The 12808-nt window shown below is 54.7% G+C and carries 11 protein-coding genes; 3 read left to right on the plus strand and 8 right to left on the minus strand.

Annotated elements, in window-relative coordinates; genetic code table 11:
• Positions 1-76 precede the first annotated feature (76 nt).
• Positions 77-655 (minus strand): D-sedoheptulose 7-phosphate isomerase, encoded by a 579-nt coding sequence (lpcA, locus tag HV350_RS19670; protein ID WP_016155760.1) that lies wholly within the window; start codon positions 653-655, stop codon positions 77-79.
• Positions 656-894: 239 nt separating this feature from the next.
• On the opposite strand from lpcA, the gene fadE reads away from it, so the two are divergent.
• The 3 genes from fadE to HV350_RS19685 all read left to right on the plus strand — a co-directional run bounded on the left by fadE (position 895) and on the right by HV350_RS19685 (position 4805).
• Positions 895-3339: an acyl-CoA dehydrogenase FadE gene (gene fadE, locus HV350_RS19675; RefSeq protein WP_181629179.1), complete on the plus strand. Its 2445-nt coding sequence runs from the start codon at positions 895-897 to the stop codon at positions 3337-3339.
• A 110-nt stretch (positions 3340-3449) separates the two neighbouring features.
• The gene (locus HV350_RS19680) at positions 3450-4217 is read left to right on the plus strand and encodes an amidohydrolase (RefSeq protein ID WP_016151813.1); all 768 of its coding nucleotides are present in this window, start codon (positions 3450-3452) and stop codon (positions 4215-4217) included.
• A 177-nt stretch (positions 4218-4394) separates the two neighbouring features.
• Positions 4395-4805: a Spy/CpxP family protein refolding chaperone gene (locus HV350_RS19685; protein ID WP_016155758.1), complete on the plus strand. Its 411-nt coding sequence runs from the start codon at positions 4395-4397 to the stop codon at positions 4803-4805.
• Positions 4806-4820: 15 nt separating this feature from the next.
• Here the strand turns inward: HV350_RS19685 and HV350_RS19690 are convergent, their stop codons facing one another.
• From HV350_RS19690 to HV350_RS19720, 7 genes are read right to left on the minus strand one after another with little or no spacing between them, the layout of a single operon-like run.
• The gene (locus HV350_RS19690) at positions 4821-5540 is read right to left on the minus strand and encodes an EAL domain-containing protein (protein ID WP_016155757.1); all 720 of its coding nucleotides are present in this window, start codon (positions 5538-5540) and stop codon (positions 4821-4823) included.
• A 1-nt stretch (position 5541) separates the two neighbouring features.
• Entirely contained in the window at positions 5542-7209 is a 1668-nt protein-coding gene (locus tag HV350_RS19695; RefSeq protein ID WP_181629181.1) for a Wzy polymerase domain-containing protein, read from the minus strand.
• A gap of 1 nt (position 7210) precedes the next feature.
• A complete protein-coding gene (locus tag HV350_RS19700; protein WP_047357614.1) occupies positions 7211-7753 on the minus strand; it encodes a fimbrial protein in 543 nt (180 codons plus the stop codon).
• Between the two features lie 9 nt (positions 7754-7762).
• Positions 7763-8827 carry a fimbrial protein gene (locus tag HV350_RS19705; RefSeq protein ID WP_181629183.1) on the minus strand — a complete coding sequence of 355 codons (1065 nt, stop codon included), beginning with the start codon at positions 8825-8827 and terminating at the stop codon, positions 7763-7765.
• Positions 8824-9429 carry a fimbrial protein gene (locus HV350_RS19710; protein ID WP_019076065.1) on the minus strand — a complete coding sequence of 202 codons (606 nt, stop codon included), beginning with the start codon at positions 9427-9429 and terminating at the stop codon, positions 8824-8826. The genes HV350_RS19705 and HV350_RS19710 overlap by 4 nt, the downstream gene beginning before the upstream one ends.
• 12 nt (positions 9430-9441) lie before the next feature.
• Positions 9442-10218: a fimbria/pilus periplasmic chaperone gene (locus HV350_RS19715; RefSeq protein WP_046275745.1), complete on the minus strand. Its 777-nt coding sequence runs from the start codon at positions 10216-10218 to the stop codon at positions 9442-9444.
• A gap of 26 nt (positions 10219-10244) precedes the next feature.
• Positions 10245-12716 (minus strand): fimbria/pilus outer membrane usher protein, encoded by a 2472-nt coding sequence (locus HV350_RS19720; protein WP_181629185.1) that lies wholly within the window; start codon positions 12714-12716, stop codon positions 10245-10247.
• Positions 12717-12808 lie beyond the last annotated feature (92 nt).

Below are 12808 nucleotides of genomic sequence, written 5' to 3' on the forward strand. Positions count from 1 at the left end.
GAAACCGGAGCGTACACGTAGTACGTGAGGATTTCGGGCACTGCCCGGATTCAAAATGGCAAATAAAATAGCCTTCTTACTTCACCATCTCTTTTTCGATCAACTGGATCAGGATATGGATCACTTTGATATGAATTTCCTGAATGCGGTCAGCATAGCCAAAGTGCGGCACGCGAATTTCGATATCCGCGCTGCCCGCCATTTTGCCGCCATCTTTACCCGTCAGGGTGATGACTTTCATCCCTTTCTCACGCGCTGCGGCAATCGCTTTAATCACGTTAGCGGAGTTACCCGAAGTAGAGATGCCTAACAGGACATCGCCTTCGCGACCCACGGCTTCAACGTAGCGGGAGAAGACATAATCGTAACCGAAATCGTTGCTGACGCAGGAGATATGGCTGACATCAGAGATAGCGATCGCCGGGTAGCCTGGGCGGTTTTCGCGATAACGTCCGGTCAGCTCTTCGGCGAAGTGCATCGCGTCGCAATGGGAACCGCCGTTACCGCAAGAAAGTACCTTACCGCCAGCTTTAAAGCTGTCTGCCAACAGGACCGCCGCGCGCTGAATGGCGTGAATATTGGCGTCATCTTTAAGAAAATTAGCCAGCGTTTCCGCCGCTTCGCTCAGTTCGTTACGAATAAGATCCTGGTACATGAGGATATCCTTCAGCATGAATGTAAATGACAAGATGCAGTGTACCGGATAGCGCTACCAGCGAGAAGTACAAGCCACAGGAATGGCTGCGGCTTTTGATTTTTTGTGCCGGTTAAAACAGCAACAATGTGAGCTTTGTTGTAATTATTTTGTAAACACATTGCTAAAAGAATTTACATCCACTACAACCATATCATCACAAGTGGTCAGACCTCCTACAAGCAAGGGAGCTTTTCGTTATGATGATTTTGAGTATTATCGCTACGGTTGTTCTGCTCAGCGTTCTGTTTTATCACCGCGTGAGCTTATTCCTCAGCAGCTTAATTTTGCTCGCCTGGACAGCTGCGCTTGGCGTGGTTGGCCTGTGGTCAATCTGGCTGCTGGTTCCTCTGGCCATTCTCCTCGTACCGTTTAACTTTACGCCAATGCGCAAATCCATGATCTCTGCGCCAGTATTCCGCGGTTTCCGTAAAGTCATGCCGCCGATGTCGCGTACTGAGAAAGAGGCGATTGATGCCGGTACAACCTGGTGGGAAGGCGACCTGTTCCAGGGCAAGCCAGACTGGAAAAAACTGCATAACTATCCTCAGCCGCATCTGACAGCTGAAGAACAAGCGTTTATTGACGGCCCAGTGGAAGAAGCCTGCCGCATGGCGAACGACTTCCAGATCACCCATGAACTCGCGGATCTGCCGCCGGAACTGTGGGCGTATCTGAAAGAACACCGCTTCTTCGCGATGATCATTAAGAAAGAGTACGGCGGGCTGGAATTCTCCGCGTATGCTCAGGCTCGCGTTCTGCAGAAACTCTCCGGCGTTTCCGGGATCCTGGCGATCACCGTTGGCGTACCTAACTCCTTAGGCCCTGGCGAACTGCTGCAGCATTACGGCACCGAAGAGCAGAAGAATCATTACCTGCCGCGTCTGGCTCGTGGTCAGGAGATCCCCTGCTTTGCTCTGACCAGCCCGGAAGCGGGTTCCGACGCAGGCGCGATCCCTGATACCGGCGTGGTTTGTATGGGCGACTGGCAGGGCCAGCAGGTGCTGGGTATGCGCCTGACCTGGAATAAGCGTTATATCACGCTGGCGCCTATCGCTACCGTACTGGGTCTGGCATTTAAACTCTCCGACCCGGAAAAACTGCTGGGTGGTGAAGAAGATCTTGGCATTACCTGTGCGCTGATCCCAACGTCAACGCCAGGCGTACAAATTGGGCGTCGACACTTCCCGCTGAACGTGCCGTTCCAGAACGGTCCTACGCTGGGCAAAGATGTCTTCGTGCCGATTGATTACATCATCGGTGGCCCAAAAATGGCCGGTCAGGGCTGGCGCATGCTGGTGGAATGTCTGTCCGTGGGACGCGGTATTACTCTGCCGTCTAACTCGACGGGCGGCGTGAAATCGGTCGCAATGGCAACCGGCGCGTATGCGCACATTCGTCGCCAGTTCAAAATCTCTATCGGTAAGATGGAAGGTATTGAAGAGCCGTTGGCACGTATTGCGGGTAACGCGTACGTGATGGATGCAGCGGCGTCGCTGATTACCTACGGTATTATGCTGGGTGAAAAACCGGCGGTGCTGTCGGCCATCGTGAAGTATCACTGTACCCACCGTGGACAGCAGTCAATTATCGATGCAATGGATATTACTGGCGGTAAAGGCATTATGCTTGGCGAAAGCAACTTCCTCGCCCGTGCTTATCAGGGCGCGCCTATCGCCATTACCGTTGAAGGTGCCAACATTCTGACCCGGAGCATGATGATCTTCGGTCAGGGGGCGATTCGCTGCCATCCGTACGTTCTGGAAGAGATGGCCGCGGCACAGAGTAACGATGTGAATGCGTTCGACAAGCTGCTGTTCAAACACATCGGCCACGTCGGTAGTAACAAAGTGCGCAGCTTCTGGTTGGGCCTGACGCGCGGCTTAACCAGCAGCACACCAACCGGCGATGCGACCAAACGTTACTACCAGCATCTGAACCGTCTGAGCGCTAACCTGGCACTGCTTTCAGATGTCTCCATGGCCGTACTGGGCGGTAGCCTGAAGCGCCGTGAACGTATCTCCGCGCGTCTGGGCGATGTATTAAGTCAGTTGTATCTGGCCTCCGCGGTACTGAAGCGTTATGACGATGAAGGCCGTAATGAAGCAGACCTGCCGTTGGTTCACTGGGGCGTTCAGGATGCGTTGTACAAAGCGGAACAGGCGATGGACGACCTGCTGAAAAACTTCCCAAACCGACTGGTCGTGGGCCTGCTGAATGTGGTTATCTTCCCTACCGGTCGCCACTACCATGCACCGTCTGACAAGCTGGATCATAAAGTCGCGAAGATTCTGCAGGTTCCGAGCGCCACCCGTTCTCGCCTTGGCCGCGGTCAATACCTGACGCCGAGCGAGCATAACCCGGTAGGTTTGCTGGAAGAGGCTTTGCTGGATGTGATTGCAGCCGACCCTATCCACCAGCGGATCTGCAAAGAGCTGGGTAAAAACCTGCCGTTTACCCGCCTGGATGAACTGGCGCAAAATGCGCTGGCTAAAGGGCTGATTGATAAAGATGAAGCCGCAATTCTGGTGAAAGCCGAAGCGAGTCGTCTGCGTAGCATCAACGTGGATGACTTTGAACCCGAGGCGCTGGCGACTCAGCCGGTAAAGCTGCCAGAGAAGGTGCGTAAAGTCGAAGCCGCGTAACGACACACGCACAACGTTTAGCCCCGCTTAATGCGGGGCTTTTTATTGCCACATTTCAGTTAGAGCTCATGCTACAGTGTCAAAATGTTGTTCAATGAGGAGCCTCGATCGTGCCCGGTTTGAAAATTACTCTGCTGCAACAACCGCTGATCTGGATGGATGGCCCGGCCAACCTGCGCCATTTCGACCGCCAACTGGAAACCGTCACCGGACGTGATGTCATTGTGTTACCTGAAATGTTTACCAGCGGATTTGCCATGGAAGCGGCAAGCAAATCGCTGCCGCAGGAAGAGGTTGTCAGTTGGATGCGCACGAAGGCGCAACAGACGAACGCCCTTATAGCAGGCAGCGCCGCTCTCTTGTCTGAACGTGGCCCGGTAAACCGCTTTTTGCTGGTCGAACCCGAAGGTAATGTCCATTTCTATGACAAGCGCCACCTGTTCCGCATGGCGGATGAACATCAACATTATCAGGCGGGTGACGCGCGGGTTATTTTTGAATGGCGCGGCTGGCGCATTCTGCCGTTGGTCTGTTATGACCTGCGTTTTCCAGTATGGTCGCGCAACCGCAACGATTACGACCTGGCATTGTATGTCGCCAACTGGCCGGCGCCGCGTTCGCTACACTGGCAGGTTCTGCTCACCGCGCGGGCAATTGAGAACCAGGCTTATGTAGCAGGATGTAACCGCGTGGGTACTGACGGTAACGGCCATCATTATCGCGGTGACAGCCGGGTGATTAATCCGCAGGGGGAGATTATTGCCACCGCCGAGCCGCATCAGGCTACGCGCATTGACGCTGAACTGTCACTCTCGGCGCTGCGCGAGTACCGCGAGAAGTTCCCCGCCTGGCAGGACGCTGACCCGTTCACGCTGTAGATATCGCCTTCTTCCCGCTGCACAACGTTTTCCGTAGCGGGATTGTTTCACTCCGTAACCAACCGCAAAACAAATTCGCGTGGCGACGTGCTTCGGGCATCGTATTCTGCAAAGGATAATCACTCGTCTCCAGCGAGTGACAGACAATGTTAATAATTCCCTTATCAGGATCCCGAAATGAAGAACTTCGTACGCATGACTTTGCTGGCGGCAACCGTGGCTGGCGCTTCTTTTAGCACGCTTGCAGCAAACGTATCCAATGTACCCGCACCAGCTCAGGACCCGGTAGTTCAGCACCTTAAACTGAGCACTGACCAGGTTGCGCAGATTAAAAAACTGCACCAGCAGCTTGAAACCAACGTTAGCCAGATATCGGTGAAGGATGTTAAAGACGGCGCGTTGATTGACGTCATCAAGTCCGGGAAATGGGATGAAGCCGCCGTCAAAAAACAGCTTTCCGCGTTCAGCAATATCGAACAGCAGGCGCGTTATTACCGTGTGAAATACTATTTCGACCTGAACAAAGTATTGACCCCAGAACAGCGCCAGCAGGTGCAAAAAGATATCGCACAGACGCTGAGCGAATAATGACCATGGCCTGAATCAGCAATGATTCAGGCCTTTCGGTAATACTTCCTGCTCGAACAAAAATCCCTGTACAGCATCTGCGCCGCTCATACGGCAAATGGCATAATCCTGCGGCGTTTCCACCCCCTCGATCACAACCCGTTCTCCCAGCCCGCGAAATTGATTGACCAGTACCCTTAACTGCCAATCCGACGTCCTGAACTGATGAAACATTCCGCTTTCAATTTTGATGGCATCGAAACGGATGCCAGACAGTCGCCAGACAAAAAATAGCTCAGGCGAAACATCATCCAACCACACGCGAAACCCGTGACGCACCAGGGTTTTAACGGCAATGCATACGGCCTGCTGTTCTGCCTTTTCCAGTCGCATCATGGTGCCAGGATCCTGTATTTCGATAACAATCCGCCCCTGATGCGCCTGCCGGGCGAGCTGCGCAATCCACGACAGACAGGTCAGCATCCTGACGGATAAATTCAGCGAATAACTTCCTGAGAGTGCCAGTACCTGCCGCATTTGCCACAGAAATAGCTGCTGTTTTGCGGTGATGGAAAGGTGCTTGAAAAAAAGATCGAGCGGTAGCGGCGTGCGTACCTGACTTAACACCTCACAGACATCCAGCGATGCATCATCAAAAAAATGGATGCGCTGCAAACGGATCCCGGTGATCCGCAGCAGCTCGGCGTTGCGGGGAAGCTCTGGCACATGGCGGGTCTGTTCGCTGAATCTGTTCATATCATTCCATTTTTTGATTGAAAGGACGTCGTGCATCCTGCAGCCACGGGATACGGCGATCGTTCGGGTATGTCAGGTAAAAGCGCGTCGCCAGACGATGCGCCTCAGGTAGGTCGCGCTGCTGTAACGCCAGCAAGATTTGCGTGAAGGAGACATTCGGGTCTGGGTGAACACGCACATAGTCAGGCGCCCAACGGCGAACCGCTTCCAGCCAGCGAGCATCCCGGGTACGCTGATACCGTTGCAGATACCCCATCTGAACATCAAACCGGTAGCGAGGGGCAAGGAGCCAGCCTCCTACCGGGAGCGACTCGGCCAGACGCCACTGCGCTGATTGTCGCTCCGCCAGCGTCAACTGCTGTTGCGTGTGCAGTGAGAGAAGCAACAGTGGCGTGAAGGTTAAAAACGAGATCAATGCCAGCGCACGAATCAGCGACGTCGACGTAAGCGTCAGGCGAGCCACTTTTAGCGGGCTATCTGCACAACGAAGCAGCAGGATCAGCAGTAACCAATGTGGTGTTGACTGCCTGACGGGGTATTCCGTCAACATATGAATAACCACCGGCAGCGCCGCCACCAGACAAGCGCGACGCCAGCGATTTCCGTGCATCCACAGCCAGAAGCCTCCCGTAATAAAGCACAGCGCCCCCGCCAACCCAACCAGGCCGCCCTCCACCAGCCACAGCACCAGCTCATTGTGCGGATGCGAGATGCTGCTCAGCCCCAACGGCCCCGCGCGTTCGAGAAACACGGCGGCAAAACTGCCCACGCCCCACCCCGTCCACGGGCGTTCGGCAAATAATGCTAGTGACGTTTTAAGCACCGTCCAGCGCACCTGGGAAGTGGTCAGGTGATCGACTGTAGCAACGGACAAAAAATGGCGAGCAAGCGTGCCCGCCACCATGCCTAACGCCAGCGGCAGCAGAAGTAGCAACAACATACGGCGTTGCGCCGGGAAAACCACCAGCAGCAAGACTTCACCTACCACCACAGACACATAGCCGGTTTGCGACTGGGATTCATGCAGCACAAAGCCCATCATCACCAGAGCAATCCCGATGACAATTCGATATCTGTCGCGTAGCCGTACAAAGAGCGGAGCTGACAGCAGCACACCAGATGCTGTGAAGCTGGCCATCAGATTGACCTGCTGAAAAATACCGTAGGGCCGCGTACCGCGTCGCCAGGCAAACTCCCAGTAATCAACTCCCGGCAAATGCCAGTACTGATACAAAAACGCCAGACATTCGATGACGCACGCGCCCCATAGCAGGGTCAGCAGTACCGTCAGGGTGTTTGCCGCAAGCGGAATCTGCAATGTCACCAGATAGACGAGCACGCCTCCCAGCAGCGCCCCTGCGACCAGCTGCGCCTCGAACTGCCAGACGCCAGGCGTCAGCAGACAAAGCTGCGTCAGGATGAGCGCCCCCATCGAAAAAACCGTGGCGGGGACAGTGATACGCCAGCGTTGACGAGGCACCAGCACTGATGCGCTTGCAGCCAGCACAACGGCATAAATCCAGCTCGTAATATTAAGCGGCAACGACAGACCGCTGCCGCCGTTATTCGGCCAGTAGAGATGCATTACCCCACACCAGAAAAACAGACTAATAACGAGCAATAATTTCTGCGCAGGCAGCGGGGCAATACGATTCAGTGCGTTCATCATGCTACTGGTAGCTCAGTGTCCAGGTCCCGCTGGCGCTGAACGGACCGTATTCGAGAGACTGATTTTTTATCGCCGACGGCTCTGCTGCGACCCACGCCCAAAAATTTAGCGTCATCGAGCCTGCAGTTATCTCTTTGACTGACGTGCTCTCATCAAGGCGAATTGCCGTGCCGTCCTCTTCGCTCATCCCAATACCGATCCCTGTCGCGCCGCCCTGTTCACTGCTATCCAGCGCCAGATGATCGTCCAGTTCAGCATCCTCACTACCACTGAAAGTGACCGAGATCCCGCGAAAGACCTCGGGGTTGCAGTCGCGTAGCTGAATGCTGAATTTTTCCGGCTTACTGCGCCCCGAAAGATAGAGATCCTGCGTTGCGATTTGCCCGAAATCGACCTCGATTTTGTCGCCTCCTGGTGCCAGGCTGCAGGCCAGCGCTCTGATAGTGCCGTGAAAATACATATCGCCGCCGACCAGTTTGGTGTCGGCCTGCGCCATGCCGCCAAGCAGTAACACACCGATCGCGAATAACGCCGAAAATCTCATGGCATCCCCCTACTGAAACTGCGCAACAACGGTGGCAGAGGCTTCAAACTCACCTTCCTTAACGCTTCCCACGCCCGGCTTTGCCACCGGTGCAGCAGTGAGATTCCAGTCGCCCTGATTCTGGTAAAAACCTTTCACGTTATAGAATTGATTGGGCACGACGGTGCCACCGCTCTCGTCTTTAAGCATAATGCCGAGATCATCGCGCTTTTGTCCGCCGCTCAGCGTGCCGAGGAGATGATCGTTGAACCCCGCCGTGCCTGACGCCGTGGTAGTTTGTACGCCAAGATTAATGTTCAGCGCGCCCTGATCGAAGCTGCCGCCTTCACAAACAACATGAATGGGGATCGACTTGCTGTAGTTAGTGCCATTGAGCCGGGCAGCGGATCCTGGCAGATCGCCAAACTCAATACTGATTTTGTCTCCCCGGTTGAAGGTGCATTTGTCCGGTACGGTAATCAGCCCGGATTTAATCACCACACGGGAAATCGCCGTAGTGGGCGTAGGTCCCGCGCTCCCCATGCGCCCGGCAACCTCCACCAGCGATTGGGAAGTGATATTGATGCCGTTGATAATGGGTTTAGTGACAATAAACGTCACTTTCCCTTTTGAACCACTTTCAACGTTAGTGGCGCGCGTGTAGCCCTTGCGCTTTTTGCAAGTGTTATTGCTGTTGCGGTTTGAAACGTTGGTAAAAGGCGCCTGAACATACTGTTTATAGCCCCCGGCAACCCACACCTGCACTTCCACATCCAGATACTCGTTTAGCCGAAAACGGTTCGCCCCCTGATTTGAAGGCGGCATCGTAGTCGTGGTGGTGTAGTAAATCGGCGACCGGGAGATGTCAGCCTGCTCGCAATAGAAATTCACCACATACCAACTGCCCAGGTTCCAGGTAAACGGATCCGTTCTGCCCCCCACGTGGTTTTTACTGACATCCAGCGAACTCAGTTCGATATCGTACTGATGCGGCGACCCGCCCTCCGGCTCACCTTCCCCCTGTGTAAATGCCTGCCCGGCCAGTGGACAGCCAACCAGGGCAACCCACAACAGCGCTTTGCGTAATACGCTCATAGATACTCCAGCTTAAGTCTCACCAGGCCGTTAAATTCTCCGGCAGTCACCTCTGGCCCAAAAGATTCCAGCGTGGCCAGAAAGTGAATGGCGTTATCGCCTGGTTTGAGGATCCACATACGTTGCGGTTGGTTCAGATGGATCAGCTGATTACGCTCGGTCAGTAGCCGAATGCCCGCGCCGCGCACATCACCACGAATACGCCCCAGGTCACTGTTTTCAGGCGCGCCTTCGGCCATCAGCGTCATCGAAACGCCACGTTCCACCGTGCTGTGCGCCAGCTCAGGCATTTCGCTGGTCTGCCCGGGGAAATCCCTCAGGGTATGACCAGAGCCCTTTAAGCAGCCGTTCAGGTACAGCGTGACCAACACCGGTTCGCTGCGATCACCGCCCTGGCGAAACCGACTGGCGGAAATATCACCAAGATTGATGGTCTGATCGCGTGAGGCCATATCCAGCACGCACGGCGACACGTAGACCCGGCCATGAAAGCGGACGTTGCCATACTCACCGGACACGTTGCTCATATCCTGGCGGCCGCTGGTGGCCTGAACCTGCCAGGCCATGCCCGCCATCAGCAGGGCGCAAAGCATCTTTTTCATTTACGATTCCTGTTACCGGGGCTGTTGCTCCATCGGCAATGCTTTACATACATTGCCTGTGCAGCTGAATTTCAGTTCGGGATGACCGCCAAAATCGTTCACGTACATCATGCTGAACTGGCTGACGCTGCCGTCCGTGACGCTGAAATCGAGAGAGGATTTTGGTGAGACCATAACGCCGGGGAAGTCGGTCAATCTGCCGCCTCCCTGCGCTTCTGGCTTGCGGCTTAAGCCGATTAAGGTGACGAAGTAAGGCGTTGGGTTATCCACACTCCAGCGCTGGCCCTGCTTGTGAAAGACCAGTTGGTTTTGCCACACGGCGCCCGGCGTTTCCGGCACAATGGCGGCCGGACGATAGAACAATTTGATGCGCGACTGCATCGCCAGTTGCAGCACGTTCGGCTTATCCGGTTTAGGCGGAATTTCACGTACGTTCAGGTAGAACAAGCTCTCGCGATCCTGCGGCAGGGCGTTGATCCCGCTGGTTTTCGTCACGCGGGCAATTCCCTTTTGCCCGCCGTTAATTCGTTGCAGCGGCGGTAAGACCATCAGCGGCGAGGTAATTTTTGTTCCGTTGGCATCTTCCACCCACGACTGAGCCAGAAACGGAATGCTCGGGCTGGTATTGGTTAAGTTCGCACTGACTGAGCGCGCATCACCCGTGATGATCATGCGGGTACGGTCGAGCGCAATACCCGCCCATGAGGTGTTGATCTCTGCAATCAAAAGCAGGCCACAGGCCACGGGTTTAAGCCAACGCTGCACGGAGTAAAAAGCTTGATTATTCATGACAAAATTCATTCAGGTTATTGAAATTATTCACAAGGCAACAGCACGTTACCTTCCGGGTTGATTTGTTGTGGCACCTGTAAGTGGCACTGCGCACGGCCAGCCCAGGCAACGGAAAGACGCTCAGCCGGATTCACACCCGCAATCCAGGCCATACCGTTTTCCATTACCATGGCGACGCTAACGCCGTTAGCGTTAAACACTTCGGCGCCAAACGGCGGTACCGAACCATCCTTCAGGCGCAGCAGCGCCATCATTTTTTGCCCCTGCGCCACGGCAAAATGCTGGTAGCCAATCGCACCTTCCGTCAGGGTGTTGGTCACGATGGCTTTAGTCGCGGAAATGTCCTCGTCCATTGCGTCCACATCGATACGGGTATCAAAGCTGTGATAGCTAACGACGTCCGGTACGACGGCAATACCGAAGCGGTTTGAGTGCGCCTGTTCGCCGTTCAGCGGCACGTTCGCCACCCCGTCGGTATCAACCATCACCCTGGCGGTATTCATCGACGCCTGGCTGTTGTGCAGCGCCGCACCGTGACGCGTCGCGGTAAAACCGCCGCGCATCGTGCCGCCAACGGAGAAATAACGTGATTGCTGCCAGCTGACGTTAGATTCCAGTTCCGCCATCATGCTGCGGTGCTTGTAATAGCCATCAAACGCCGTACGCCCTTCACCGGAAACCCCTGTGCGCAAACGCCACGGATTGTTACGGTCGCGGTTATCGGAATACGAAACCATCTGGCTGGTCTGGTTGCCGCTGTTCTGTAATTCGTAATCCATAGAGCGGCCATCGCTCCATGGCACCGAGATTGAAAGCGAAAGACTGTCGTCTCGTTTGCCCTGATACTCAGAGCGGTAAGCCGCAACGTTGGCGCTGATCCCCTGGATGCCAGCAAATGAAAAGCTGTGCCCCATCGATAATCCGTAACGATCCTGGGAACCGCGATCCCAATAGTTCTGGTGGGTATAGGTCAGGTACAACGTGGTCGCTAATAGTGGATCGTCAGCAAAGAAGGTTTTGTTGCCGGTGATGGTGTACATCTCTTTTTCGTTGCCGGCACTGTTGTTATTTTCATACTGCTCGTCGAGAAACTGCGAGAAAGTGCGGAAGTTACGCTGTGAGAAGCGGTAACCGGCAAAGGTGATGGCGCTGTTGTACTCATCAAAAGTTTTGGCGTAGCTGAGCTTAAAAGACATGCCTTTTTGTTCAGCCTGATGCTTTACCCGACTCACGGATTGCGTCGCATCAGCCGACAGCGCCCCCAGCCAGCTCAAGTCCCGCCCAATCCCCATCGACCAGGCGTTATAGCGATCGCCAGTCAGCAGCGCGCCGCCGTACAGCGACCATGCATTGCTGACCCCCCATGAGAAATCACCGCTATAAAACGCAGGCCCCTGAACGTCGTGGTTATAACGCGATGGCTTCCCGACCGCGGCGTTGTAGCGCACATAGCCTGGTCGCGTCAGGTAAGGAATATCGGCTGTATTGACCTGAAAAGTGTGTACGCTGCCATCCTGCTCCTCGACGCGAACATCCAGCGTGCCGCGTACCGAACCGTGCAGATCCTGAATATTAAATGGCCCTGCAGGAACGGTGGTTTGATAGATAACACGGCCCTGCTGACTAACGGTAACCTTCGCATTGCTGCGGGCGATGCCGTGCACTTCAGGCGCGTAGCCCTGTAAATTCGGTGGCAACATGCGCTCGTCACTGGCGAGGTTAGCCCCGGTGAAACGCACCGAATCAAAAACCTGGGAATTCAGGTAGATTTCGCCGACCGTCAGTTTTGCAGCCTGCATCGGCAACGGTCGATAGGCATAGACCTGATCCCAGTCGATACGGCCGCGATTATCATCCGAAGCGTAATTGGCCTGATACTGGCCACGAAATCGCCACGCGCCGAGGTTAAAACCTGTCTGCCCATAGCCAGACAGAGAGCGATAACGATCGCCGCCCTGTTCATAATGTGTGGCCTGGCCCGAGACGCTGTAGTCAAAAATCAGCCCCGCGACGCCGTTATCCCAGCGCTCCGGTGGCGTCCAGTCTGGATCGGTATATTTCATCCACGCCTGTGGCACGATAATGTCCAGTACGCCTGCGCTATTATTCAGCGCGACACCCGGCAGGCGGGAAATGTCATAGCAGGTCGCGCTAATCGGATGAATATAGGCCAGCGCCTCTTCTTTGAGCGCCAGTAATTCGAGTTGTTGCGGGGTCAGACATGCCATGGATTTATGCGGGTTGGCAGGATCGACGATATAACGGATCGACTGCTGTGGAATCTCCTGGCTGTTAATACGAACATCCAGCAGATATTCTCCGGGAGTCACAAAGTTGCCTTCGGAAAAACGCTGCAAATCGACATTGTGCCTGTCGCTGGCATCCAGTACGTCGGTATTAAATTCAATGGCCTCATCCGCTTCAGCCCATGAAGAGGCACAGACCAGAGCAATAAAAAGCGCCAGACGTTTTTTATCTGTTTTCAGCGTGATCATTTTCGTTCGCAAACCTTCAGATACCCGAATTGCAGTGCAGCTCAGAGATAATTCACAACAAAATGCGTGACCGCAGTAAATTCGCCAGATGT

Source organism: Citrobacter sp. RHBSTW-01013 (genome assembly GCF_013781985.1).
GTDB classification, from domain to species: Bacteria; Pseudomonadota; Gammaproteobacteria; order Enterobacterales; family Enterobacteriaceae; genus Citrobacter; species Citrobacter braakii.

What these genes read in the sequence shown, in the direction of transcription:
- HV350_RS19710 (WP_019076065.1), bottom strand. Translation starts at nt 9,429, where the DNA reads ATGAAAAAGATGCTTTGCGCCCTGCTGATGGCGGGCATGGCCTGGCAG.
- HV350_RS19715 (WP_046275745.1), bottom strand. Translation starts at nt 10,218, where the DNA reads ATGAATAATCAAGCTTTTTACTCCGTGCAGCGTTGGCTTAAACCCGTG.
- HV350_RS19705 (WP_181629183.1), bottom strand. Translation starts at nt 8,827, where the DNA reads ATGAGCGTATTACGCAAAGCGCTGTTGTGGGTTGCCCTGGTTGGCTGT.
- HV350_RS19685 (WP_016155758.1), top strand. Translation starts at nt 4,395, where the DNA reads ATGAAGAACTTCGTACGCATGACTTTGCTGGCGGCAACCGTGGCTGGC.
- lpcA (WP_016155760.1), bottom strand. Translation starts at nt 655, where the DNA reads ATGTACCAGGATCTTATTCGTAACGAACTGAGCGAAGCGGCGGAAACG.
- HV350_RS19720 (WP_181629185.1), bottom strand. Translation starts at nt 12,716, where the DNA reads ATGATCACGCTGAAAACAGATAAAAAACGTCTGGCGCTTTTTATTGCT.
- HV350_RS19695 (WP_181629181.1), bottom strand. Translation starts at nt 7,209, where the DNA reads ATGATGAACGCACTGAATCGTATTGCCCCGCTGCCTGCGCAGAAATTA.
- HV350_RS19690 (WP_016155757.1), bottom strand. Translation starts at nt 5,540, where the DNA reads ATGAACAGATTCAGCGAACAGACCCGCCATGTGCCAGAGCTTCCCCGC.
- HV350_RS19700 (WP_047357614.1), bottom strand. Translation starts at nt 7,753, where the DNA reads ATGAGATTTTCGGCGTTATTCGCGATCGGTGTGTTACTGCTTGGCGGC.
- fadE (WP_181629179.1), top strand. Translation starts at nt 895, where the DNA reads ATGATGATTTTGAGTATTATCGCTACGGTTGTTCTGCTCAGCGTTCTG.